This is a genomic window from Streptomyces sp. NPDC107517, assembly GCF_055582645.1.
Map to the genome: position 1 here is coordinate 211,583 of NZ_JBVJPM010000007.1, position 24,210 is coordinate 235,792.

The 24,210-nt window shown below is 69.9% G+C and carries 25 protein-coding genes; 18 read left to right on the forward strand and 7 right to left on the reverse strand.

Annotation, left to right across the window (positions count from 1 at the left end; all coding sequences use genetic code 11):
- The first annotated feature begins 12 nt into the window (after window positions 1-12).
- Window positions 13-948: an SDR family oxidoreductase gene (locus tag ACZ67T_RS18905; RefSeq protein WP_469985308.1), complete on the forward strand. Its 936-nt coding sequence runs from the start codon at window positions 13-15 to the stop codon at window positions 946-948.
- Between the two features lie 94 nt (window positions 949-1,042).
- Here ACZ67T_RS18905 and ACZ67T_RS18910 read toward each other — a convergent pair whose 3' ends face one another.
- Window positions 1,043-1,261: a hypothetical protein gene (locus ACZ67T_RS18910; RefSeq protein ID WP_116500627.1), complete on the reverse strand. Its 219-nt coding sequence runs from the start codon at window positions 1,259-1,261 to the stop codon at window positions 1,043-1,045.
- Window positions 1,262-1,470: 209 nt separating this feature from the next.
- On the opposite strand from ACZ67T_RS18910, the gene ACZ67T_RS18915 reads away from it, so the two are divergent.
- From ACZ67T_RS18915 to ACZ67T_RS18935, 5 genes are all read left to right on the forward strand, one after another.
- Window positions 1,471-2,646 carry a hypothetical protein gene (locus tag ACZ67T_RS18915; RefSeq protein ID WP_469985309.1) on the forward strand — a complete coding sequence of 392 codons (1,176 nt, stop codon included), beginning with the start codon at window positions 1,471-1,473 and terminating at the stop codon, window positions 2,644-2,646.
- 390 nt (window positions 2,647-3,036) lie between these two features.
- Entirely contained in the window at window positions 3,037-3,540 is a 504-nt protein-coding gene (locus tag ACZ67T_RS18920) for a DUF5709 domain-containing protein (RefSeq protein ID WP_469985310.1), read from the forward strand.
- A 76-nt stretch (window positions 3,541-3,616) separates the two neighbouring features.
- Window positions 3,617-4,657 (forward strand): Dyp-type peroxidase, encoded by a 1,041-nt coding sequence (locus ACZ67T_RS18925; RefSeq protein WP_469985311.1) that lies wholly within the window; start codon window positions 3,617-3,619, stop codon window positions 4,655-4,657.
- Window positions 4,654-5,451, forward strand: coding sequence for a family 1 encapsulin nanocompartment shell protein (locus ACZ67T_RS18930; protein WP_384246091.1), 798 nt, complete (start codon window positions 4,654-4,656; stop codon window positions 5,449-5,451). The genes ACZ67T_RS18925 and ACZ67T_RS18930 overlap by 4 nt, the downstream gene beginning before the upstream one ends.
- 188 nt (window positions 5,452-5,639) lie before the next feature.
- The gene (locus tag ACZ67T_RS18935) at window positions 5,640-6,224 is read left to right on the forward strand and encodes an HAD-IA family hydrolase (protein WP_469985313.1); all 585 of its coding nucleotides are present in this window, start codon (window positions 5,640-5,642) and stop codon (window positions 6,222-6,224) included.
- A 28-nt stretch (window positions 6,225-6,252) separates the two neighbouring features.
- Here ACZ67T_RS18935 and pspAB read toward each other — a convergent pair whose 3' ends face one another.
- From pspAB to ACZ67T_RS18950, 3 genes are all read right to left on the reverse strand, one after another.
- Window positions 6,253-6,843, reverse strand: a complete 591-nt coding sequence (gene pspAB / locus ACZ67T_RS18940) for a PspA-associated protein PspAB (protein WP_469985315.1) — start codon at window positions 6,841-6,843, stop codon at window positions 6,253-6,255.
- Window positions 6,844-6,860: 17 nt separating this feature from the next.
- Window positions 6,861-7,787, reverse strand: coding sequence for a zinc metalloprotease HtpX (htpX, locus tag ACZ67T_RS18945; protein WP_469985316.1), 927 nt, complete (start codon window positions 7,785-7,787; stop codon window positions 6,861-6,863).
- 239 nt (window positions 7,788-8,026) lie between these two features.
- Window positions 8,027-9,181: an ROK family protein gene (locus tag ACZ67T_RS18950; RefSeq protein WP_469985317.1), complete on the reverse strand. Its 1,155-nt coding sequence runs from the start codon at window positions 9,179-9,181 to the stop codon at window positions 8,027-8,029.
- A 212-nt stretch (window positions 9,182-9,393) separates the two neighbouring features.
- On the opposite strand from ACZ67T_RS18950, the gene ACZ67T_RS18955 reads away from it, so the two are divergent.
- The 6 genes from ACZ67T_RS18955 to ACZ67T_RS18980 all read left to right on the forward strand — a co-directional run bounded on the left by ACZ67T_RS18955 (window position 9,394) and on the right by ACZ67T_RS18980 (window position 15,316).
- Window positions 9,394-10,365 (forward strand): carbohydrate ABC transporter permease, encoded by a 972-nt coding sequence (locus tag ACZ67T_RS18955; RefSeq protein ID WP_469985318.1) that lies wholly within the window; start codon window positions 9,394-9,396, stop codon window positions 10,363-10,365.
- Between the two features lie 28 nt (window positions 10,366-10,393).
- Window positions 10,394-11,311 (forward strand): carbohydrate ABC transporter permease, encoded by a 918-nt coding sequence (locus ACZ67T_RS18960; RefSeq protein WP_469985319.1) that lies wholly within the window; start codon window positions 10,394-10,396, stop codon window positions 11,309-11,311.
- Window positions 11,312-11,326: 15 nt separating this feature from the next.
- On the forward strand, window positions 11,327-12,670 hold the full coding sequence (locus tag ACZ67T_RS18965; RefSeq protein ID WP_469985321.1) for an ABC transporter substrate-binding protein: 1,344 nt from the start codon (window positions 11,327-11,329) through the stop codon (window positions 12,668-12,670).
- 87 nt (window positions 12,671-12,757) lie between these two features.
- Window positions 12,758-13,963 (forward strand): Gfo/Idh/MocA family protein, encoded by a 1,206-nt coding sequence (locus ACZ67T_RS18970; protein WP_266568380.1) that lies wholly within the window; start codon window positions 12,758-12,760, stop codon window positions 13,961-13,963.
- 106 nt (window positions 13,964-14,069) lie between these two features.
- Complete coding sequence (locus ACZ67T_RS18975; RefSeq protein WP_469985323.1) at window positions 14,070-14,705, forward strand: LAETG motif-containing sortase-dependent surface protein; 636 nt, start codon at window positions 14,070-14,072, stop codon at window positions 14,703-14,705.
- A 44-nt stretch (window positions 14,706-14,749) separates the two neighbouring features.
- Window positions 14,750-15,316 carry a 2'-5' RNA ligase family protein gene (locus ACZ67T_RS18980; protein ID WP_469985325.1) on the forward strand — a complete coding sequence of 189 codons (567 nt, stop codon included), beginning with the start codon at window positions 14,750-14,752 and terminating at the stop codon, window positions 15,314-15,316.
- Window positions 15,317-15,320: 4 nt separating this feature from the next.
- Here the strand turns inward: ACZ67T_RS18980 and ACZ67T_RS18985 are convergent, their stop codons facing one another.
- Both ACZ67T_RS18985 and ACZ67T_RS18990 read right to left on the reverse strand, forming a co-directional pair.
- The gene (locus tag ACZ67T_RS18985; protein WP_469985326.1) at window positions 15,321-15,629 is read right to left on the reverse strand and encodes a zinc ribbon domain-containing protein; all 309 of its coding nucleotides are present in this window, start codon (window positions 15,627-15,629) and stop codon (window positions 15,321-15,323) included.
- 97 nt (window positions 15,630-15,726) lie between these two features.
- Window positions 15,727-16,614 carry a TIGR03619 family F420-dependent LLM class oxidoreductase gene (locus ACZ67T_RS18990; protein ID WP_469985328.1) on the reverse strand — a complete coding sequence of 296 codons (888 nt, stop codon included), beginning with the start codon at window positions 16,612-16,614 and terminating at the stop codon, window positions 15,727-15,729.
- A 287-nt stretch (window positions 16,615-16,901) separates the two neighbouring features.
- Between ACZ67T_RS18990 and ACZ67T_RS18995 the strand changes: the two genes are divergently transcribed.
- The 3 genes from ACZ67T_RS18995 (at window position 16,902) to ACZ67T_RS19005 (ending at window position 19,779) form a co-directional block, all read left to right on the forward strand.
- Window positions 16,902-18,335 (forward strand): hydrolase, encoded by a 1,434-nt coding sequence (locus ACZ67T_RS18995; protein ID WP_469985329.1) that lies wholly within the window; start codon window positions 16,902-16,904, stop codon window positions 18,333-18,335.
- Between the two features lie 66 nt (window positions 18,336-18,401).
- Window positions 18,402-19,190, forward strand: coding sequence for an SAM-dependent methyltransferase (locus tag ACZ67T_RS19000; RefSeq protein ID WP_469985330.1), 789 nt, complete (start codon window positions 18,402-18,404; stop codon window positions 19,188-19,190).
- A 76-nt stretch (window positions 19,191-19,266) separates the two neighbouring features.
- Window positions 19,267-19,779, forward strand: a complete 513-nt coding sequence (locus ACZ67T_RS19005; protein WP_469985332.1) for a hypothetical protein — start codon at window positions 19,267-19,269, stop codon at window positions 19,777-19,779.
- A gap of 139 nt (window positions 19,780-19,918) precedes the next feature.
- Here ACZ67T_RS19005 and ACZ67T_RS19010 read toward each other — a convergent pair whose 3' ends face one another.
- On the reverse strand, window positions 19,919-20,599 hold the full coding sequence (locus tag ACZ67T_RS19010; RefSeq protein ID WP_469985333.1) for a GntR family transcriptional regulator: 681 nt from the start codon (window positions 20,597-20,599) through the stop codon (window positions 19,919-19,921).
- Window positions 20,600-20,834: 235 nt separating this feature from the next.
- Between ACZ67T_RS19010 and ACZ67T_RS19015 the strand changes: the two genes are divergently transcribed.
- From ACZ67T_RS19015 to ACZ67T_RS19025, 3 genes are read left to right on the forward strand one after another with little or no spacing between them, the layout of a single operon-like run.
- Window positions 20,835-22,076, forward strand: a complete 1,242-nt coding sequence (locus ACZ67T_RS19015; protein ID WP_469985335.1) for an MFS transporter — start codon at window positions 20,835-20,837, stop codon at window positions 22,074-22,076.
- Window positions 22,073-23,227, forward strand: coding sequence for a maleate cis-trans isomerase family protein (locus tag ACZ67T_RS19020; RefSeq protein ID WP_469985337.1), 1,155 nt, complete (start codon window positions 22,073-22,075; stop codon window positions 23,225-23,227). Before ACZ67T_RS19015 ends, ACZ67T_RS19020 begins: the two co-directional genes overlap by 4 nt.
- A gap of 16 nt (window positions 23,228-23,243) precedes the next feature.
- Window positions 23,244-24,146 (forward strand): polysaccharide deacetylase family protein, encoded by a 903-nt coding sequence (locus tag ACZ67T_RS19025; protein ID WP_469985339.1) that lies wholly within the window; start codon window positions 23,244-23,246, stop codon window positions 24,144-24,146.
- The last annotated feature ends 64 nt before the right edge of the window (window positions 24,147-24,210 follow it).

A 24,210-nucleotide genomic window follows, 5' to 3' on the forward strand; every position in this document is an offset into this window, starting at 1 on the left:
GGAGGCGGCTTCATGACGCAGGAATCCGGGACCGGAAGCGCCCGGCTGGACGGCAAGGTCGCCCTCGTGGCGGGCGCGACCCGCGGCGCGGGACGGGGCATCGCCGTGGAACTCGGCGCGGCCGGCGCCACGGTGTACGTGACCGGGCGCACCACGCGGGCCCGGCGCTCCGAGTACGACCGGCCGGAGACCATCGAGGAGACGGCCGACCTGGTGACCGCGGCCGGCGGGCGCGGTATCGCCGTGCCCACCGACCACCTGGAGTCCGCCCAGGTCAAGGCCCTCGTCGACCGCATCGCCGAGGACCAGGGGCGCCTCGATGTGCTGGTCAACGACATCTGGGGCGGCGAGAACCTCTTCGCCTGGGACACCCCGGTCTGGGAGCACGACCTCGACGACGGGCTCCGGCTGCTGCGCCTCGCCGTCGAGACGCACGCCATCACCAGTCACCACGCGCTGCCGCTCCTGCTCCGCAACCCCGGCGGTCTCGTGGTCGAGGTGACCGACGGCACGGCTGAATACAACCGCGACAACTATCGCGTCTCCTTCTTCTACGACCTCGCCAAGAGCTCCGTCCTGCGCATGGCCTTCGCCCTCGGGCAGGAGCTGGGTCCGCGCGGCGCCACAGCCCTCGCCCTCACCCCGGGCTGGCTCCGCTCGGAGATCATGCTCGGGCACTACGGCGTCACCGAGGACAACTGGCGCGACGCCCTGGAACAGACGCCGCACTTCGGCATCTCCGAGACCCCGTTCTACGTCGGCCGGGCCGTCGCCGCGCTCGCCGCCGACCCCGAAGTGGCCCGCTGGAACGGGCAGTCGACGTCCAGTGGGGCACTTGCCCAGGTGTACGGGTTCACCGACGTCGACGGGAGCCGGCCCGACGCGTGGCGCTATCTCGTCGAGGTGCAGGATCCTGGAAAGCCGGCTGACGCGAGCTCTTACCGCTGACGCTGACGTTGTGCGTGCTGGGTGCTGGGTGCTGGGTGCTGGGTGCTGGGTGCTGGGTGCTGGGTACTGGGTGCTGGGGGCTCGGCGGTCGGGTCTAGATCTGTGCCGGCCACACCTTCGTACCGCCACCCCGCCACTCGACCAGCTCGGGGTCGTCCAGCCGCGCGTCCTCCAGGCCCGCGCGGCGCAGGAACTCGAGCACGTCCTCCTGCCCGGTGGCCAGCCCGGCGTCCTCCCCCCGGATCGTCACCCGGCGCCCGCCGGGCTGAGAGGCGTGCACGACTACAGGGGGAAATCCTTCAGGTTCGTCCATAGTCCTCAGCTTCCGTGAGGTGAATCGGCTCCGCACCCGGACAGCGTCCCGGCGCCGGACGCGTGGCGTTCTCGTTCCGTCCACAATGACGGAACGCGTGCGCGTACGGCAGCCACTTCCCGATTACTTCCAAATCGCCCTGTATGAGCACCAGTCGAGCCGCTCCGGGCGGTCACGCGCGGCACAGAAGGACCCGTTACGGTGCTGTAGTGGTGATCACTCAGCAGGACAACGGGGAACAGACAGTGACCGGGACCGCGCTGCTTCTCGCGGCCGCCCCGGCGAACAAGAGCTGCCTCATCGACGCGACTTCCGTACTGCCCGCGCTCGCGGCCGTACCACCCAGTGCCCTGACCGGGACCGCCGCCGCGACCGTCGTGGAACTCGCCGATCCCGTCGACCCGCAGACCGTCCTCACCCGCATCCGCACGGCGGTCGCCACGCCGGGGCCTCTCGCCCTGTTCGTGACCGGGCAGCTTCATCTGGATCAGCGCCAGCGTCTGCTTCATCTCGCCCTGGCCCGTACCACTCCGTCGACCCTGCGGTACACCTCCTTGCCCTGGCACTGGCTCACCGGTGAACTCGCGTTGCGGCGGCCCGACACCACCACGGTCGTCCTTGACCTGGTGGCCGACGGGGATGCCTGGGAACAGATGCGGGGCGGAGGGTTCGGCGTGGGGGTGGGCGTTCGATTGTTCGGGCGGGTCTCGCCGCCCCCTTCGCGTCGTTCCACCGCCGTGCCTGGTTATCTCAAGACCTACGCCTCGATATGGCGTAACGGGCACCGTCCGCCGTTTGCGCATCTTCATGCTCAGGCGGCCGGCGAGGCCGGTCCGGACGGCGCCCTGTTCCTCGCGGTCGACGGTGGTCCTCGGCCTGTTCCGGCGGCTCCCCGCCCGCCTGTGCCCGCCGCTCGGCAGGAGGAGGTCCCTGTCGTAGAGCCTTGCCCTGATGCCGATCCGCACCCGGCGATCCTCGCCGCCGCGCGGTCCGGGCGGCACGGTGAGGCCGCTGCCCTCGCTGCGATGTGGGAGAGCACTGCTCTGCGTACCCATGGTGCGGGGTCGCCGGAGGCGCTCCACTGGCTCGAGGTGCGTGCCGATCTCGCGCGGCTCGCTCAGGATCCTGGGCGCAGTTGCGAACTGTGGACGGCTGCGGCCGAGGCCCGGCTTGCGCGCGGGCAGGCGGCGGGTTCGGAGGATGTCGAGGCCGCCGTCGACCGCGCTCACCATCAGTGGGAGCAGCTTGGTGATCCGGCGCAGGCCCGTGCGCTTGCGGCCTCTCTCACGCGGTTGCGGCGGGCGGTTCCCGGGCGGCGGCCCGGTGCGCTCGAGGCCATCGGCCGGCGGATCTCGGCGCTGGAGGGTGTGACCGTGACGCCGTGACGGGACGGTGGGGGGTGGGGTCCGGTGCGGCGGCTGGTGCGGGGCGCCTTCGGCCGGTGTGTTTCGGGCGCGGGGCCGGTCGGTGACACAGTTCATAGGGCCGGTTGCGGGGTGGGGAATTCCCCGGGGTGGTTCTTCGTTGAATCAGGCGTGGACGCGGATGGAGCTGTGTCCCCGGGCCTCATCTCATTTGCCTGCAAGGACGATCGTTCGGCTGATGCCTTGTGGAGCCCCCGCCGAGAGGCGACCGCCATCCGTGGCCACGCAGACCGCCCCGGCCGTGATCCCCCGTCACGGTCGGGGCACCTTCATGTCCGGGCTCCTTCAGCAGGACGTGCCGCCCCCTCGCCGCCCACAATGGAGTGAGAGGCCACCGCTGAAGGAGGCGACGTGGACATCGACGATCAAGGGCGGGGAGACGACGTCTACCAGCCCGACGGGTCCGAGGTCCAGGACGACGAGGGTCTCCTCGACCAGGAGGACACCCTGCTCGGCGGCGGCGTCACCGATCCGCTCGACCAGGGCTATTCGCCGCCCGAGCGGCCCTGGGGGGTCGAGCACACGGGTGTCACGGGCACGGAGCAGCGGCTCGGCGAGACGCTCGACGAGCGCCTGTCCGAGGAGGTCCCCGATCTGGTGGTGCCCGATGACGTCGAGTACGACGATATCGGCGACACGTGGGACACCGATGGCGAACCGCTCGACGACGAGGTGGGAGGCGCGCGCGCCGGGCGGCTCGTGGCGCCCGACGAAGGTGTGCGCAAGGACGAGGAGCGCGAGCTGTTCGCCGAGGACGTCGGGATCGACGGTGCGGCCGCGTCCGCGGAGGAGGCCGCCATGCACCTCGTGGAGGACGTCCGCAGAGGGCGTGATCCACGGCGCGTCACCGACTGACCGTGCGGGAGCGGTGAGCCCGGCTTAGGGTGACGGAAGTCAGCCGACCGCATCGTGCACCCCTGCGGGAGAGTCAGTGACGCAATCGCAGCCTGTCATGGCGCCGTACTCGACAGCGGCCCTCTTTCTCGTGGTGACCACGGCACCCGGCGCCGAACCCCGCGTCCGCGACCAGCTGGGTGGCTTGAACGGGCTGCTGCGCTCGGTCTCGTTCCGCTCTCCGGACTCGTTCCTGTCGTGCACCGTCGGGATCGGGTCCGTTGTCTGGGACCGGTTGTTCGGCGGGCCGCGGCCCGTCGGGCTGCATCCCTTTCGTGAGCTGAACGGCGATCGGCATCGGGCCGTCGCCACTCCGGGGGATCTGCTCTTTCATGTGCGGGCGCGGCGCATGGACCTCTGCTTCGAGCTGGCCGGCCACATCGTCGGACAGCTCGGCGACGCCGTGACGGTCGTCGACGAGGTGCACGGCTTCAACTACTTCGACGACCGGGACCTGCTCGGGTTCGTCGACGGCAGCGAGAACCCGACCGGTGACGCGGCGCGCTCGGCCGTGTTCATCGGCGATGAGGACGCCCCGTTCGCGGGCGGCAGTTACGTCGTGGTGCAGAAGTACCTGCATGACATGACCGCCTGGAACGCTCTGTCGACGGAGGAGCAGGAGAAGGTCATCGGCCGGTCGAAGGCCGACAACATCGAGATGCCGGACGAGACCAAGCCCGCCGACTCCCATGTCGCCCTCAACACCATTACCGAGGACGGCGAGGAGCGGAAGATCGTCCGCCAGAACATGCCGTTCGGGACGCTGGGACGCGGCGAGTTCGGGACGTACTTCATCGGTTACGCGCGGACTCCCGCGGTCACCGAGCAGATGCTGGAGAACATGTTCATCGGCAGCCCGCCCGGCAACACCGACCGGATCCTCGACTTCTCCACCGCCGTCACGGGAAACCTGTTCTTCGTCCCCACCGCAGACTTCCTCGACAACCTGCCGGACCCGCCCGCCCTGCAGGACGCCGCACGCGAACTTCCCGTCCCTGCCGCGTCACCGCAGCCCGTCGTCGCCCCGCCCGACGGCTCGTTGGGCATCGGCGGCCTCAAAGGAGCCCCCGCGTCATGAACAACCTGCACCGCGAACTCGCCCCCATCAGCGAAGCCGCCTGGGCGGAGATCGAGCAAGAGGCCGGCCGGACCTTCCAGCGTCATGTCGCGGGACGCCGCGTCCTCGACGTCACCGGCCCCGACGGGCTCGAACTCGCCGCCGTCGGCACCGGGCATCTGCGGTCCGTCACGCCGCCCGCCCCGGGAGTCATGGCACGCCTGCGCGAGGCCCAGCCGCTTGTCGAACTGCGCGTTCCTTTCACCGTCAGCCGTGAGGCCGTGGACGATGTCGCGCGCGGCTCCAACGACTCCGACTGGCAGCCGGTCAAGGACGCGGCCCGCACCATGGCCTTCGCCGAGGACCAGGCCATCTTCGACGGCTACGCCGCGGCCCGGATCGAAGGCGTCCGCGAGCGCACGTCCAACCCCGTCCTGAGCCTGCCGGCCGAGCCTCGCGACTACCCCGACACCATCGCGAGGGCCCTCAGCGCCCTGCGCCTCGCCGGCGTCGACGGCCCGTACTCGCTCCTGCTCGGCGCGGAGGCGTACACAGCGGTCAGCGAGACCACCGACCACGGCTTCCCCGTGTCCGGCCACATCGCCCGCCTCCTCGACGGCGACCTGATCTGGGCACCCGCGATCAACGGCGCGTTCGTCCTGACCACCCGCGGCGGCGACTACGAACTCCGCATCGGCCAGGACCTGTCCATCGGCTACACCTCGCACGACGCCACCGGCGTCGAGCTGTACTTCCAGGAGACGTTGACGTTCCTGATGTACACGGACGAGGCCGTTGTCGCTCTGCGGGCGTGAGGGCCGCAATCGTTGACGGGGCGTGCCGGGGCGGTTAGGAAGACCGGATGAGTCGACCTACCGTTTGCGGGCCCGAAGGGCCTCTGCGCGCCGGACCCGCTGTGTCCGAACTGCCTGTGCGTGCCGTTCTCTTCGACTTCTCCGGCACCCTGTTCTAGATCGGCACGTACGCCGACAGGATCAGGGCCGTGCTGGGGCCCGTCGACGGCCCGGCGATGGACGCCGTCCTCGACGGACTCGAGGCCGGCCTCAACGACCCGGACGTGGTCGCCGCGCAGCTCGGCAGGGACGTGTCCGCGAAGGCCCACCGGCACGCCTTCACCACCTGGTACGCGTCGTCCCCGCGGCTGGCTCCGGTCGCCGACGTGCTGTACGAGCAGCTGCGCGACCCGGGACACTGGGTGCCGTACGCCGATGTGGAGACGACCCTTGTCCGGCTTGCCGACAGGGGGATTTTGCTGGGCGTCGTCAGTGACGTCGGCTGGGATCTGCGACCGACCTTCGCCCGGCGAGGGCTCGACGGCTTCTTCTCCAGCTGGGTCCACTCCTATGAGCACGCCACCGAGAAGCCGGATCCGGTGCTCTTCCGGCTGGCCTGCGACGAACTGGGCGTCTCGCCGGCCGAGGCACTGATGGTGGGTGACCACCCGGCCAAGGACGGCGGGGCCGTCGCCGCGGGGCTGCGCGCCTATGTCCTGCCCTCCGGGGCGGCCCCCGGGGCCCGACGCGGACTCGACGCCGTGCTCCGGCTCGTGGAGGCGGAACGAGTCTAGGGAGCGGGCCCTTGTCCTGGGTGCGGCGTCAGGGCCTGGACTCTTCCAGGCCGGGTGCGCCCCACACCGGGAACCAGCGTTCCAGGTCCGGCTCGATACGGAGGTCGTCACCGACCACCGCACGTACGCGCAGTTCCAGGCCGTTGTCACGCTTCTCGCCGGGGAGCGGGGCGAAGGGGTAGAACGTGCCCCGCTTGTAGAGGTAGACGAGCGCCAGTGAGCGGCCCTCCGCGTTGCGGAAGCCGGCCAGGGAGCAGAGGAGTTGGGGGCCGAAGCCGTTGCCTTCGAGTGTGGCGTTCACCGCGTGGAGATCGCCGACCAGAGCCGGGAGGTCCGTGGGGGCGCGTCGGGAGAGCAGCCATGTGTAGCCGTATTCGTCCCGGCTGAACTCCGTCGCGCCGGCCCGGTCCGCATCGGCGTTCAGGAGCGCCCCCACGTCCTGGCGGATCGTGTCGAAGGCCGTCCCCTCCACCGTCGTGAAGCACACCGAGCCCAGGCCGGTCGGGGTGAACCCGGCCGCCGCCTCAAGGGTGACCGCGGCCGACGGCAGGCCGAAGAGCCGGTCGAGGTCCGGTGGGGCGGGCCTGGTGCGCCCGAGCAGGATGTCCAGGAAACCCATGTGGATCCCTTCGGGGCTCAGGCCGGGCGGCCGAGGTCGGCGGAGATCGCCGCCAGCTGGTCGAGGCGCTGTTCGAGCGAGGGGTGCGTGGAGAACAGCCGGGGGAGCGGGGCGTTCTTCGACAGCGCCGGGATGAAGTAGAACGCGTTGAACGCGCGGGCGGTCCGGAGGTCCTTGTTCGGGATGCGGGCGATGTCCCCGTCGAGCTTGGTCAGAGCGGACGCCAGCGCCGACGGCCGGCCGGTGAGCAGTGCAGCGGCCCGGTCGGCGGCCAGCTCCCGGTAGCGGGACAGCGCCCGGATGAGGACGAAGCTGATCGCGTAGACGGCCATCGAGACGCCCACCACCACCGCGAGAACCACCAAGGTGTTCTGGTCGGTCCTGCGCCGGCCGCCGAGCAGTTCGGAGTAGAACGCGAAGCGCACGACGATGCCGGCGACCACTCCGAGGAACGACGCCACGGTGATCACGGCGACGTCGCGGTGCGCGACGTGGGACAGCTCGTGCGCGAGGACGCCCTCCAGTTCGTCGGGTTCGAGGCGGCGCAGCAGTCCACTGGTCACGCACACCACCGCGTGATCGGCGTTGCGACCGGTGGCGAAGGCGTTCGGCAGGTCGGTGCCGGAGATGGCCACCTGCGGTTTCGGCATGTCAGCGGTCGCGCACAGCCGGTCGACGACGCCGTGCAGCTGGGGCTGCTCCTCACGGGTCACGATCCGGCCGTGCATGGCGTACAGGGCGATCCGGTCGGAGAACCAGTACTGCGACCCGAGGAGCCCCGCGGCGAGCACGACGACCAGGAGCGTCGACTTGAGCAGGACCAGGAGTGCGCCGACGAAGGCCACGTACAGCAGGCCCAGCAGGAACACGGTGACCAGCATGCGCACGGTCAGCTGCCGGTCGGCCTTGAACCGGCTCCCTCCGGCCTTCAGAGTGGTTGCCACAGCCGTCACCGCCTTCGCTCCGCGGCCCGCCGTACGGACCGCTCACACGGAGCGGGACCGGCGGTGCGCTCACTTTCCACGATGCCACTAACCGGGGCTCTTCCGACCAGTAGGGCACGGTGCCCGTCAGATCCTCGTGAGCCCGTGCTCCGTCCGTCCGGCTCGCGCCCTTCCCCGGTGGCGCCATACCGCCGAGAGCGCACCACCGGCGTCGTGCGCGGCGCCCGTCAGGGCGCCCCTCACCCCTCGTTCGTCCCCAGGACCAGTACCTGGATGGCCAGGACCGCGGCGCCGCGGGCCCACTCGTGGAAGTCGGAGACCTTTGTTTCCAGGTGAACGGGGTCCGCCTCGGGGTGGCGGTTGGCGAGGATCGTTTCGTGGACCGTGCCGCCCGCCACGTCGGCGAGGCCCACCCCCTCGCCCGCCAGCAGGATCTTCTCCGGCATCGCGAAGTTGGCGATCTGTGCGACCAGGGTGCCCAGGGCGCGGGCAGCCTCGCCGATCACGCGGGAGCAGAGCGGGTCGCCGGAGGCGGCGCCGGCCAGGATCTCCTCGTACGTCACGTCCCGGCCGGTGGCCGCGCGGACCTGATAGCAGATGCTGGGGATGGTCAACAGGGCCGTGGCGCTGCCCCGTTCGCCCTCCGGGGTGAGCGGGCCGTTCGGGTCGATGATCCAGCGCTTGCCGACGCCGTGGCCGTCCTCGCCGGTGCGGACCAGGTGTCCGCCGAGCATGAGGCCGTAGCCGATGCCCGCCCCGATGGTGAGGACCGCGAACCGGTCGAGGCCGCGGCCCGCGCCGAACCAGGCCTCGGCCTCGATCAGCGCCGCCACGTCGCTGTCGACGACGACGGGCAGCCCCGTGCGCGCCTCGACCATCTCGGCGAGGGGCACCTCCTCCCAGCCGAGGAACGCGTTGGCGACGACGGTCGCCCGGTGTCTGACGTTGCCGCCCACGCCGATGCCGATTCCGGCGAGGCGGGGGAAGCTCTCCTGGAAACCGGTGGTCATCCGGTGGAGGAGGTCCGCGATCTCCTGCGGATCGTGCGTGTTCAGGGGCTCGGAGCGCCGGGCGACGATCTCGCTCCTGAGGGTGGTGACCACCCCGTAGACCGCGTCACCCGTGATCTTGAACCCGGCGAAGCTCTGTGACCCGGCCACGATGTCGAGCGGCTGCGAGGGGCGTCCCTGGCGCAGGGACGCCGCCGTCGTGGCCTCCTCGACCAGCAGGCCCGACTCGATGAGCGGCTTCGTCAGGCGGGTGAGGCTGCCGGGGGACAGGCTGAGCCGCTTGGCGATCTCGCTGCGGGACAGCGGGCCGTGCGTCAACACCTCGATCGCCACCGCGCGTTCGCCGGGGCTCAGGGGCAGCCAGCTCGCGGTACGTGCGCTCATGGGCTCCTCGCGCTGGTGGTTGAAGGGGGTGCGGTGCAGACCTGAGCCTGTCACATCCCGTGACACAGAATTATTCCGGCACGGAACCAATGTCAAGGTCCAATGCGGGAAGAAGCGGCCTCGAGAAGGTCGGTGCAGGCCCCTTGACGCGGTGATTGTTTCGCGTCAAAAGTAATCGGCGCGAGGACGAGTCGCGGACGAGGGAGTCTCAGATGACTGTCGCCTCAAGCAGCCCACCCACCCGAGTGCGGCTGCCCGGTGCCGAAGCAGCCAGGAACAAGACGAAGGACCGGATCAGGGAACGAGACGGTGGCGGAAGCGGAGGGGACGGGGCCCTCGCGGCGGTCTTCATCGCCCCGGCGCTGCTCGGCTTCCTGGTCTTCCTGCTCTGGCCCACGCTGCGCGGGATCTATCTGAGCTTCACCCGCTTCAACCTGCTCACGCCCGCCGAGTGGGTCGGCCTCGACAACTATGTGCGCATGGTCAACGACCCCATATTCTGGGGGTCGCTGAAGGTCACCGTCGAGTACGTGATCATCAATATCGGCGTCCAGACGGTCGCGGCGCTGGCCATCGCCGTCCTGATGCAGCGGCTGACGCAGTCGGCGCTGCTGCGCGGAATCGTCCTGACGCCCTACCTCGTGTCGAACGTCGTCGCCGGCATCGTCTGGCTGTGGATGCTCGACACCCAGCTGGGCATCGGCAACCGCGTCATCGGCGCGTTCGGCTTCGACCACATCCCCTTCCTGACCGACGAGACCTGGGCGATCCCGACCATCGCGCTGATCAACGTATGGCGCCACGTCGGCTACACCGCGCTGCTCCTGTTCGCCGGGCTCCAGGCCATCCCCTCCGACGTGTACGAGGCGGCGAAGGTCGACGGAGCGAGCGAGTGGCGGATGTTCTGGCGCGTCACGCTGCCGCTGCTGCGGCCGGTGCTCGCGGTCGTCCTGATCATGACCGTCATCGGGTCGTTCCAGGTCTTCGACTCCGTCGCCGTGACGACGGCCGGCGGGCCCGCCAACGCCACGAACGTCCTCCAGCTGTACATCTACGGCTCCGCGTTCGGCCGCTTCCAGTTCGGCTACGCCTCCGCCATGTCCGTGGCCCTTCTGGTCGTCCTCAGCGTGATCACCGTCATCCAGTACCGGCTCACCCGCGCCGGACACACCGACCTCGGCTAGCGACGAGCGAGAGAAAGGACCCATCGCCATGGCCGCCGTGACCACCACAGCGCCCCGCACCCGCGCCCGGCGCAGGATCTCGCCCGGACGCGCCCTCGCCTGGGCCGTGATGACCGCGATCGTCGTCATCACCCTGGTGCCGTTCTACTGGATCCTGCGCACCGCCCTGTCCTCCAACGCCGCGCTCACCGCCGACCCTTCGTCCCCGCTGCCCACCGGCCTGACAGGCGGCGGCTTCGCCCGGGTCTTCGGGCAGCAGAGCACCAAGGAGGCGCTCGCGCAGGGCGGCTCGGGCGGGTCGATCGACTTCTGGCGCTATCTGCTGAACTCCGTGGTCGTCTCGACCCTGATCACCGTCTGCCAGATCCTGTTCTCCGCCATGGCCGCATACGCCTTCGCCCGGCTCCGCTGGCGCGGCAGGGACCGGATGTTCGGCCTCTTCCTCGCCGGGCTCATGGTGCCGACCATCTTCACGTTCCTGCCGAACTTCATCCTGATCAAACAGCTCGGCCTGGTCGACACGCTGCTCGGGATCGCCCTGCCCAGCCTGTTCATGACGCCCTTCGCGGTGTTCTTCCTGCGGCAGTTCTTCATGAACCTGCCCCGCGAGGTCGAGGAGGCCGCGCTGCTCGACGGCGCCGGCAAGGTCCGGATCTTCTTCCGCGTACTGCTCCCGATGGCGTCGACCCCCGTCATCACGCTCGGCGTCCTCACGTACATCACGGCCTGGAACGACTACTTCTGGCCGCTGATGGTGTCGTACAGCGACAGCTCGCGCGTGCTCACCGTCGCGCTGAGCATCTTCCGCTCGCAGACCCCGCAGAGCGGCACCGACTGGTCGGGCCTGATGGCGGCGACGCTCGTGGCCGCACTCCCGATGCTCGTGCTCTTCGGCTGCTTCGCGCGGCGCATCGTCAACTCCATCGGCTTCAGCGGGATCAAGTAGAGAGGCAGGAACCTGATGCGACTGCGTGCCTTCACCGCCCTCGCGGGGGCGCTCGCCCTCTCGCTGGTGTCCGGCTGTTCGGCGGGATCCTCCTCCGGCTCCGCCTCGCACACCGTCACGTACTGGCTCTGGGACTCCAACCAGCTGCCCGCGTACGAGGCCTGCGCCAAGGACTTCGAGAAGGAGAACCCGGGCCTCGACGTACGGATCACGCAGATGGGGTGGAACGACTACTGGACCAAGCTCACCGCGAGCTTCATCGCGGGCACCCAGCCCGATGTGTTCACCGACCACATCCAGAAGTTCGCCCAGTTCGCCGACCTGGAGGTGCTCGCGCCCCTCGACAAGCTCCCGCACACGAGGAGCATCAAGGACACGGACTACCAGCCCGGGCTCGCCGCCTCCTGGGTCGGCCAGGACGGGCATCGCTACGGCGCGCCGAAGGACTGGGACACCGTCGCCCTCTTCTACAACAAGAAGATGGCGCGCGAGGCCGGACTGACCGCCGACCGGCTGAACAACCTCACCTGGAATCCCGAGGACGGCGGAACCTTCGAGAAGGCCATCGCGCATCTGACCGTCGACAAGAACGGCGTGCGTGGTGACGAGAAGGGCTTCGACAAGAACCACGTCAAGGTCTACGGCCTCGCCACGAACGACGCGGGCGACGGCGACGGCCAGACCCAGTGGAGCGCGTTCGCCGCGTCCATGGGCTGGCGCTACACCGACCAGCCGGCCTGGGGCACCCACTACAACTACGACGACAAGAGGTTCAAGGCCGCGATCGACTGGTACTTCGGTCTCGCCAGGAAGGGCTATCTCCCGCCCCAGAAGGACTTCTCCCAGACCAACGGCCCCGATGTGCAGTTCGGTGCGGGCACGGCGGCCACCTCGCTCAACGGCTCGTGGATGATCAAGACGTACTACGGGTCCAAGGGCATCGAGACCGGCACCGCCCTCACCCCGGTCGGCCCGAGCGGCCGGCGCGCCACCATGATGAACGGCCTCGCCGACTCCGTCACCAAGAACGCCCGCAACAAGCCGGGCGCCGAGAAGTGGGTGGCCTACCTCGCCTCCCACGCCTGCCAGCGGACGGTCGGCGAGCACGGGATCGTGTTCCCGGCCACCAAGGACGGCACGGCGGCGGCCGTGGCCGCGTACAAGAAGGACGGCATCGACGTCACGGCGTTCACCAAGCCGGTCGCCGACAAGACGACCTTCTCCTTCCCGATCACCAACTACGCGGCGGACGTGTACGCGTTGATGCGGCCCACCATGCAGGACATCTACGCCAACGACGCGCCCGTCGGCGACCTCGACCGCACCAACAGCCAGATCAACCTCCTGCTCTCCCAGTGAAGTTCAGGGAAGCGGCGGAGCGTGCAGTGATGAAGTTGCGTGAAGTTCTACGACGTTCAGCGAAGTTCAGTCTGTGAAGGGATCCTCATGACGTTCTCCATCGGCATCGTCGGCGCCGGGCAGTTCTCCGGGCAGTTCGCCAAACTGTTCCGCGCCCACCCCGGCGTCGGCGACATCCACGTCACGGACCTGCTGCCGGAGCGCGCCGAACAGCTCGTCGCCGCCGAGCGGCTCACCGGCACCTTCCCCTCGTTCGACGCCATGCTGGAGTCCGACGCGGTCGACGCCGTGGCGGTCTTCACCCAGCGCTGGACCCACGGTCCCCTCGTCCTGCAGGCGCTGCGCGCCGGGAAGCACGTGTACTCGGCGGTGCCGATGGCGATCACCGAGGACGAGATCGCCGCCATCATCGACGCCGTGCGCGACACGGGGCTCACGTACATGATGGGCGAGACCAGCCAGTACAACCCGGCGACGGTGCACGCCCGCAACCAGATCGCCGACGGCGCCTTCGGGCGGCTCTTCTACGCCGAGGGCGACTACGTCCACGACATGGACCTCGGTTTCTACGACGCCTACCGCTACAGCGGCGGCGACAACTGGAAGGCCACCGCCAGCTATCCGCCCCTGCTCTATCCGACGCACTCCGTCGGCGGCGTGCTCGGCGCCTGGCAGACCCACGCCGTGAGCGTCTCCGCGATCGGTGTGCCCGACGAGCGCGGTGACGGGGTCTTCGACAAGGAGGTCAGCCAGTTCGGCAACGACCTGTCGAACGCGACGGCGCTCTTCGAGGTCGCGGGCGGCGGCTCGTTCCGTACGAACGAGTTCCGCCGGGTCGGCTATCCGTCACACATCCGGGAATCGCGGTTCCGGTTCTTCGGCACGGACGCCAGCATGGAGCAGCTGGCCACGGTCAGCTTCTGGCAGGACAAGAAGGGGGTGCAGGACATCTCGGAACTCCTGCAGCCCAAGCCGACCCTGCCGGCCGACGATCCCTCGCTCCAGCACATCGCGCCCGCGCTCAGGGACGCGTTCACCTCCGGTTCGGCGCCCGTGCACGACCGCGCCCGGCTGCCCCGCGAGTTCGACCACATGCCCAACGGCCACGAGGGAAGCCACCACTTCCTCGTCGACGACTTCGTCACGGCCGTCGCCACGAGGACCCTGCCGTCGGTGAACGCGTGGGTGGCCGCCCGCTACACCCTGCCCGGCATCGTCGCCCACGAGTCGGCCCTTCGAGGGGGTGCACGTCTGGACATCCCGGACTTCGGGGACGCTCCCAACTCCCTCTGAACCATGGGGCGCAGGTTAAGGGGGAGGCGGTTGTGAGTTCCTTGTGCGCCAGGAGTATGGTGCGCGCACTGTCAAACGGGGCGAACACATCGTGGAGGAAAATTCGGTGGTTGAGAACAAGAAGACGTGGCGGACGTCGGGCGCCCTCATAGCGGCCGCCACTGCGGGTGCGTTCGGTGTGGGTCTCTTCGCGAGCCCTGCGCAGGCGCACACCCCCGTGTGGGAGGTGACCTGCTCCCAGGTCAGCCTCGACCTGACCAACTACGGGTCGCGGTCCGACAACACGGTCACGGTCACGGTGGACGGAAAGGACCTGCTGCCCACCGAGAAGTTCCAGAACGACTTCCACAAGAAGCTGGACCTGCCCGAGCACAGCAAGGAACTCACCGTCCGCCTGGTCGTGAAGGCCAGCGACGGGGACCAGTACTCGCGTGACGAGGAGAAGACGGCCCCGGTGTGCGAGGGCAGCACGCCCAAGCCGTCGGACACGCCGAAGCCGACTCCGACGCCGTCCAAGCCGGCCGACACGGCGTCTCCCACGCCGAGCGACAAGCCCAGCACGGCGACGAGCTCCGCTGCCGCGGTGCCCTCGTCCAAGCCGAGCGCCGACTCGGGCGACCTCGCCGAGACGGGCTCGTCCAGCGCCACGCCGCTCATCGCCGGGGCAGCCGCCGTGGTGATCGTCGCGGGTGGCGGCCTCGTGTGGGCGACGCGCAAGCGTCGCGGCGCCGCTCAGGGCTGAGAACATGTGCGGGGGCGGGCCGTTCCTGGTCCGCCCCCGCACGCATGTCCCAGCACGGAGGTGAGGTGGCCATGGCGGCCGTCGGCGAGGGGCGCGCCCCGCAGGACCGGAGCGCTCTGGTCATCACCCTGCCCATGGCGAACCCGCTGCTCGAAGCGGCGGCGGAGGTCAACCCCGCGCTGGTGAGAAAGGGCCTGCCCGCCCATGCCTCGCTGCTCTACCCGTTCCTGCCCCCGGCGGAGCTGACGGCGGACGTCGACGCCGAGGTGCGCGACCTCGCGGCATCGCTGCCCGCGGTCGAGACGGATCTGAAGGACTTCGTGGTGGCCCCGCGCTTCGTCGCCGTGCCCGTGCCCGCGCTGCAGGCCGTGGCCGACGCGTTCTGCTCACGCTGGCCGCACATCGTGCCGTACGGGGGCCGGTTCGGGGAGCGTCCCGAACCGCATGTCACGCTGGCGACGGGGGCCACGGACGAGGAGGCGGAGCTCGTGCGGGACCGGGTGCGGCCGCTGCTTCCGCTGCGCGTGGCGGCCTGGCGGGTCGATCTGGTGGTCCGTACCGACCGGGACTGGCGGCTGCGCCTCACGGCGCCGTTCGCCGCCAGCCCCTGAACGACTACTGCTGGTACGGGTTCTGGCCGAGCGGCTGGCCCTGCTGCTGCTGGCCCTGGGCCGGGTGACCGGCGGGCGCGGCGGCCTGCGCGAGCAGGGCCTCCGCCTGCTCCTTGGCGACGTGGTGCTCGATGCCGCAGAACGTGCACTGCGAGCGGTACTTGGTCGAGATGGGGAACAGCGGCACGAAGAACAGCGTGAACTTCGTGACGTACTTGCGCAGCGCGTGCGCCGCGGGATTGCCGCAGTTGCCACAGACGAACGTGAGCATGGCGAGCTGGTACAGATATCCCCGTGTACCGAAAATGATCATTGGTGGCCCCTCCCGACCGGCGGCCCGCCGGCACATGAGCGGCGGTGTGCCGCCATCGTAGAGGGAGCACGCCGAGGCCCGTCGGCCGCAGTGGCCCTCAGGAGGCGTCGAGGTCCAGGGCCTTCGCCATCGCCTCCATCGCGGCCACCTGGTCCCTGATGGGAACCTCCGCCAGATTGAGGTCGCCCCACTGGATCTCGTCCGCTCCCAGCTCCACGCACCGCTCACGTTCCTCATGCGCACCGTCGACCAGCGTGGCCACCGGGTCGGCTGTGTCCTGCGACACCGCGAGGATCCGGATCACCACGGGACCGGCGCCGCGGGCTTCCCGGTACCAGCCGATCTGGGTACGGGCGGCGTCCCAGTCCTGGGGGAACGCCACGGTGACGAATCCCGCGCCGAGCCGGGCCGCCCGTTCCACCGCGGAACGCGCGCCCGCCCCGATCACCAGGGGGAGCGGGCCGTTCACCGGCTTCGGCCCGACGGTCGACAGCGGGATCCGGTAGAACTTCCCCTCGTACTGCACCGGGTCCGGACCCCAGCAGGCCCGCATCGCGGCGATGTGCTCCTCGAAGCCCGCGCCCCGGCGACCGGTCGGCACCCCGGTGGCCGTGAACTCCTCCGGCAGCCAGCCCTGCCCGATCCCCACGTCGAGCCGCCCGCCGGAGAGCCGGTCGAGGGTGGCGAGCCGCCGGGCCAGGATCAGCGGCGGCTGGAACAGCGCGTTGACGATGCCCGTCGCCAGCCTGATCCGGCTCGTGTGCGCCGCGGCCCAGGTCAGCGTCTCCAGGGGATCCCACACGTACGCCTCGGGCAGCCGCGCCTCGTTGCGCCAGTCGGGGCGGGCGGGGAGCAGCAGCCGCTCGGACAGGGACACGCTGTCGAACCCGAACCGCTCGGCGGCCCGCGCCACTTCGGCGATGGACTCTGGGCCTGCGTACGGTCCGTAGCTCGGCAGGCTGAAGCCGATACGTGGGCTGTTCATCGGGACCTCTTCTCTGCGGGGGTGCGTGCTCCATGTATGACCGTGCGCGGGGGCGGAACTCGTCGCGCGAACGGGGGAGACGGCGAAAGCGGGCCTCCGGGCCGGGGCGGTGTCGTCGCGTGCGGAGCGGATAGCACCGGCGAGGCGTGACGCGTCATCTGTCCGAGCCCCAAGTTGCCATGTACTGTTCAATGATGCGTGGCCTTCCCCACTCACGGCCGACGTTCTACGCGCGCAGACTCGGCGCCCGCACCGCCTTCTCCTCACCCCTCACGGAGGTATGACGGATGCTCAGATCTACACGGACCCGCCGCCGCGTCGCGTGCGCGGCGGGCGTGTTCGGGATGCTTCTCGCCGGTGTCACGGCCGGTTCGGCCGCCACCCCCGCCGCCGCCGCGACGCCCCACCGCGTGCTCTTCGACAACACCAAGGCCGAGACGGCCGGCAACGCCGACTGGATCGTCGGCACCAGCCAGCCCGACCCGCTCGGCCAGGACGCGACCCCGTCCGCCGAGAACGACTGGACGGGCGCGCTCTCCGCATGGGGCGTGGGCCTCCAGAAGACCGGCGACTACGCGCTCAAGACGCTGCCGTCCGGCAACACCATCACGTACGGGACCTCGTCGGCACTGGACCTCAAGAACTTCGACACGTTCGTGCTGCCCGAGCCGAACGTGCTGCTCAGCGCGGCGGAGAAGACCGCCGTCATGAAGTTCGTCCAGAACGGCGGCGGCCTCTTCCTGATCTCCGACCACACCGGCGCGGACCGCAACAACGACGGCAACGACGCGGTCGAGGTCATCAACGACCTCATGACCGACAACTCCGTCGACTCCACGGACCCGTTCGGCTTCTCCGTCGACACGCTGAGCATCAGCACCGACAACCCCAAGGCCATCACCTCCACCACCGACCCCGTCATCAACGGGTCGTTCGGCAAGGTCGGCGGCAGCATCATCCGCAGCGGCACCACGGCCACGCTCAAGCCGGGCGACAACCCCGCGGTCAAGGGCCTCGTCTACCGCACCGGATATTCAGGCAACACGGGCGCCTTCTTCGCCACCAGTACGTTCGGCAGCGGCCGTGTCGCCTTCTGGGGCGACAGCTCCCCGATCGACGACGGCACGGGCCAGTCCGGCAACACGCTCTACGACGGCTGGAACGACCCCGCCGGCACGAACGCGCCGCTCGCCCTGAACGCCACCGAGTGGCTCTCCGGAGCCACCGGCAGCAGTGGCGGCGGAGGCACCTGCACGGCCGCCCAGCTCCTCGGCAACCCGGGCTTCGAATCGGGCGGCACCAGCTGGACCGCCACCAGCGGTGTCATCACCGACGACACCGGTGAACCCGCGCGCACCGGCACCTACAAGGCGTGGCTCGGCGGCTACGGCTCCGCCCACACGGACACCTTGTCGCAGGCGGTGAACATCCCGACCGGCTGCGCCGCCACCCTCAGTCTCCACCTCCACATCGACACGGCCGAGACCACCACCACCACGGCGTACGACACGCTCAAGGTGCAGGTCCTCAACAGCGGCGGCACCGTCCTTTCGACGCTCGGCACCTACTCCAACCTGAACGCGGCCTCGGGCTACGCGCTCAAGACCTTCGACCTGGGCGCGTACGCGGGGCAGTCGGTGACCGTGAAGCTGACCGGCACGGAAGGGTCCATGCTCCAGACGTCGTTCGTCATCGACGACACATCGCTCAATGTGAGCTGACCGACCGCAGGTCAACCGCCAACCATCCGTACTGACAAGCGAGTTGCTGTGGCAGACTGCGTGGCCATGACGGCAGAGACATCACCCAGCCCCCGGATAGACACCAGCAAGCCCCACCCCGCCCGTGTCTACGACTATCTTCTCGGCGGCAAGGACAACTACCCCGTCGACGAGGCGGTGGGGGAGCAACTGCCGCCCGAGGCACGGGACGGGGCGCGCCAGAACCGTGAGTTCATGCACCGTGCCGTCGCGTGGCTGGCGGGCACCGGTGTCGGCCAGTTCCTCGACATCGGCACCGGGATCCCGACCGCGCCGAACCTGCACCAGATCGTCCAGCGGATCCGCCCGGAGTCGCGCGTCGTCTACACGGACAACGACCCCATCGTGCTGCGGCACGCCGAGGCCCTGCTGGTCAGCAGCCCCGAGGGCATGACCGACTACGTCCAGGGTGATGTACGGGCGCCCCGCGAGATCCTCGACCACGCCCGCAAGCTGCTCGACTTCGACCGGCCGGTCGCGCTCTCGCTCATCGCGCTCATGCACTTCCTGCCCGGGGACCAGGAGCCGTACGACATCGTCTCCACCCTGGTGGAAGCGCTGCCCTCCGGCAGTTACCTCGTGCTGTCGCATGCGTCGTCCGACATCTTCCCGGAGCTGTCCGCGCAGGTGACGGCCGAGTACGCGAAGGGCGGGATCGAGCTCGGGTTCCGTTCGCGGGACGAGGTCGGCCGCTTCTTCGAGGGGCTCGAACTCGTGGAGCCCGGCCTCGTGACGGCGACGGAGTGGTTCCGGGACACGGACGTCCCGCCCACGGAGAACGGCGGAATCTACGGCGCGGTGGCGCGCAAGCCGTAGGACGGATCGGGACGGACACCGGTGCAGCGCCCGTCGGGAGTGATCTCCCGGCGGGCGCTGCATTTATTGTTCGCGCATGGCTGTGAATGTGGAGAAAAAAGGGGAGTTGCTCAACACCCTGCGTGAGCGCCTCAAGGAGCGCATCTACGCCGCCATCACGATGCTCGCGGTGGTCGTGGGCCTCGCGCAGAGCCCGCACGCGGAGCACTGGACCGCTGCCGCCTATGTGACGGGCACCGCGGTCGGCCTGTGGCTGGCCACGCTGGTCGCGGACGTGCAGGCGCACCGCGTCGTGCACAAGCGGTTCCCGGGGCGCGCCGAGGTGCGGCACATGCTGTACGTCAGCAGCCCTCTCCTTTCGTCCGCGGCCGGCCCGCTCGCGATGGACGCGCTGTCCGCGGCAGGCGCCCTCGACCTCGACACCGCCCTGTGGATCGCGGCCGGCGCGGGCATCGCGGGCATCGCCGCCTGGGGCTTCGAGGGTGGCCGCCGGATGGGCGGCGGGCTCCTCGCCTCGAGCCTGGCGGCCGCGGTCGACGCGGTGATCGGGGCCGGCGTGGTGGGGGTGAAGCTGCTCGCGGGACACTGACCGCGAGCCCGCGGGACGGCCTGACCCTCGGGCCGCACATCGTCGGCCGCCACCTCGCCGAGGCTCAAGTCCTTTGCGTTTCCGCCGCGTTCGGGCGGGTGGCGCCGTGATCCCTTCGGTGGCCGCTGGGGCTCGGGGCTCAGTAGGTGTCGGGCGCGTCGAACAGGAGGCGCAGCGCCACCTCCCTGTAATGGCGCACGTGCCGCAGCGCGCACGCGGCCGCCGCCTCGGGATCTGCCGCGGCGATCGTCTCGTACAGGCGCCGGTGCTCCTCCCATACCGACGTGGGGTCGTCGATCTGGTGGAACAGCCAGCGCAGCCGGCCCTCCAGGGGTTCGAGGGTCGCGGCGAGGAGTTCGTTGCCCGCCGTCTCGACGATGTGGTGGTGGAACGCGGTGTTGGCGCGCGACACGCGCTCGGGGCGCCCGGCGAGCGTGGCCTTGCGGGCGGTCTCCAGCAGTCGCTGCATCTGGCGGAGTTGAGCCTCGTCCGCGTTCTCGGCGGCCCGGCGCGCCGCCAGGACCTCAAGCGCCTCGCGCAGGTCGAAAAGGTTGGCCACGTCCTGGCGCGACAGCTCCTTGACGACGATGCGCCGCGGGGACAGGGCCTGGAGGAAACCCTCGCTCATCAGGATGCGGATGGCCTCGCGCACCGGGATGCGGGAGACGCCGAACTCCTCGGCCACATCCCGCTCGACGAGGCGGTCGCCCGGCTTGAGTGTGCCGCCGATGATCTGGTCGCGGATCCCCTCGCAGACCTGGTCGCGCAGCCACCCCGTCCCGCCCTGGGACGTGGTGTCCCGGGCCTGGCCCTGTGTCATGTGTCCTCCCCGAAAAGTTGCCCTTACGGTATACCAAACGCTTGACGAGGCCGTGGGGTTCCCTTCATTGTTTGGTATGCCATAGCGCGGAAGTTGCACGTCAGCACGTACCCGAAGTCTGCCGAATCGAGGGTCCGCCATGTCGCAGGTCAACCCCGTACACAGCACAGATGAAAGAACCGGGGCCGATGCGGGGCCCGTCCCCGCCGCCCGGCCCACCCGCACCCGCTGGAAAGTGTTCGTCCTTCTGCTGGCCGTCGTGGCCCTGAACTACATCGACCGCGGTTCCGTCTCCGTGGCCCTGCCCCTCATCACCGAGGACCTCCACCTCTCCAAAGAGGTCACCGGCTTCGTCCTCAGCGCGTTCTTCTGGACGTACGCGCTCATGCAGATCCCCAGCGGCTGGCTCATCGACCGCTTCGGGCCCCGCTACATGGCCGGTGGCGCCTGCGTCGGATGGGGCGTCGCGACCGGACTCACCGGCGCGGCCACCGGCGTCGGCTCCCTCCTCGGGTTCCGTCTGCTCCTCGGCGCCGTAGAGGCACCGGTCATGCCCGCCGGCGGCAAACTCAACGCCAACTGGCTGCCCGCGAAGGAACGCGGCCGGGGCGCCGTCCTCATGGACGGCGGCGCACCCCTCGGCTCCGCGCTCGGCGGCATCGCCATCTCCGGACTCATCGCCTGGACCGGCAGCTGGCGCATCAGCTTCGTCGTCGCCGGTGTCCTCACCGCGGCCATCGGCTTCTTCGCCCTGTGGTTCCTGCGCGACACCCCGCGCGCCCACCGACGCGTCAACGCGGCGGAGGTCGACTACATCGACCGCGCCCACGCCGCCGAGGACGCCGCGGCCGGCACCGACCGGCGCGCCCGCCTCGGCGCCTATCTCAAGTACCGCTCGTTCTGGGGCATGTGCCTGGGCTGGATGGGCTTCAACGGCGTCTTCTACGGCATCCTCACCTGGGGCCCGCTCTACCTCTCGGAGACCAAGGGCTTCGACATCAAGACCATCGGCTGGTCCACCCTCGCCATCTTCGGCGCGGGCTTCGTGGGCGAGCTGACCGGCGGCTGGATCTCCGACCGCTGGCAGGCCACCGGCGCCGGGGCCAACCGCGTGATGCGCACCCTGATGGGCATCGCCGGCGCCGCCGTCGTCGCCGGGCTCCTCGGTGTCGTCCTCGTGCCCGACGCCCTCACCGCGGTCGCGCTGCTCTCCGGCGTGCTCTTCTTCCTGCGCTGGGCCGGCCTCTACTGGTCCCTGCCCTCGATCCTCGGCGGCCGGGCCAACGCGGGCGTCGTCGGCGCCGCCATGAACCTCTCCGGCAACATCGCCGGAATCGTCACGCCCATCGCCGTGGGATTCATCGTCGGCGGCACCGGCTCCTACACCTGGGCCCTGCTCTACTTCGTCGGCGCCGGCGTCCTGTTCACCGTCTCGTCCCTCGTCATCGACTACTCCAGGAGGCTCGCCACCCGATGACCAGTCACACGCCACCCCGCCTCGGGATGCTGACCCCGTCGTCCAACACCGCCCTGGAGCCGGAGACCTATGCCCTCCTGCACGGCACGGCCGCCGCGACCGCCCACTTCGCGCGCGTCCCGGTCACCCGGATAGCCCTGGACGGGGACAGCGACGCCCAGTTCGACCCCGGCCCGATGCTGGCCGCGGCCCGACAGCTCGCCGACGCCAAGGTCGATGTCATCGCGTGGAACGGCACGTCGGGCTCCTGGCTCGGCATCGAGCGCGACCGCGCACTCGCCGCCGCGATCACCGCCGAGACCGGCATCCCCGCCACCACCTCCACGCTCGCCCTCCTCGACGCCTGCGCCGCGTACGGCGTCACGCGGCTCGGACTCGCGCTGCCCTACACCCGGGACGTGTGCGAGCGGATCGTCGACACGTACGCGAAGGAGGGGATCACCTGTTCCTTCGCGGAGCCGTTCGGCGAGGACGACAACGAGGCCTTCGCCCGTATCCCCGCCACCGACATCGCCCGGCAGATCGAGCGGGCCGCCGAGGAAGACACGCACGCCGTCGCCGTCCTCTGCACGAACGTCCGCGGCGCCGGAGAGGCCGAACGGCTCGAACAGACCCTGCGCACACCGGTGTTGGACTCGGTCGCCGTCACCCTCTGGAAGGCCCTCGACCTCGCGGGCGCCGCGCCCCGCCTCACCGGCCACGGCGACCTGCTCCGCTCGGGCAGCCTGCGGGCCCTGATCCAGGACACCCTCACCGGCCTCCTCGCCGCCACCGGCGCCGACCGCACCACGTTCCGCGTCGACCTGCCCGAACTCGGCCTCCACGTCGACCTCACCGCCGGAGAGGCGCTGCGCCCCGGCGTGCGCCCGATCCGCCGCGACGCCTCACTCGATCAGCGCAACCTGAACACCGTCGCGTGGCTCGAACGCCATCGGAGGCCGCTGGTCCAGCCCCGCTTCCACGCGGACCCGCACCCGCCGCAGGCCCTCATCGACGTCTACGGAGTACGGGCCCAGATGCTCGCCCCCGTGGAGACCGGCTCAGCCATGACCGGCTGGATCTCCGTCCACAGCCTGGCCGAACGCGACTGGACGCCCACCGACACCGCCGCCCTCGACGACGCCGTCACCCGCATCCGCACCGCCCTGTGACCTAGGAGCCACCCCCATGAAGGACATCAAGATCGCCCTCGGAGTCGACGTCGACGCCGTCGCCGGCTGGCTCGGCAGTTACGGCGGCGAGGACTCCCCGAACGACATCCAGCGCGGCGTCTTCGCCGGAGAGATCGGCACCCCGCGCCTGCTCAAGCTGTTCGAACGCCACGGCATCCGCACGTCGTGGTTCATACCCGGTCACTCGATCGAGACGTTCCCCGAGCAGACCCGAATGATCGTCGAGGCGGGCCACGAGATCGGCGCGCACGGCTACAGCCACGAGAACCCCATCGTGATGTCCCCCCAGCAGGAGGAGGACGTCCTCGCGAAGTCCGTCGAACTGATCGAGCAGTTCACCGGCCGCAGGCCCAAGGGCTACGTCGCGCCCTGGTGGGAGATGTCCGAGTCGACCGCCGCGCTGCTCCACAAGTACGGCTTCTCCTACGACCACTCGCAGAACTACCGTGACTTCACCCCCTTCTACGCCCGCGTCGGCGACTCCTGGACGAAGATCGACTACTCCGGTGAGGCGAAGGACTGGATGAAGCCCCTCATCCACGGCCACGAGGTCGACCTCGTCGAGTTCTGCGGCAACTGGTACGTGGACGACCTGCCGCCCATGATGTTCAACAAGCACTCCCACAACAGCCACGGCTACGTGTCGCCGCGCGCGCTCGAACAGGACTGGAAGGACCAGTTCGACTGGGTCCACCGCGAGCTCGACTACGCGGTCATCCCCGTGACGCTGCACCCGGACGTCTCGGGTCGCCCCCAGGTGCTGCTGATGCTGGAGCGCTTCATCGCCTATGTCTCCGGCCACGAGGGAGTGTCCTTCTGCACCCTGGAGGACGCGGCCGACGACTTCCGCCGCCGCTTCCCGTTCACATCCAAGGACCGGCCCGCCGACATGCGGTGAGTTCCGCGGGGACCGAGAGTCAGAGATGAGGACCGTCGTGCGCACGACGGTCACACAGAAGACG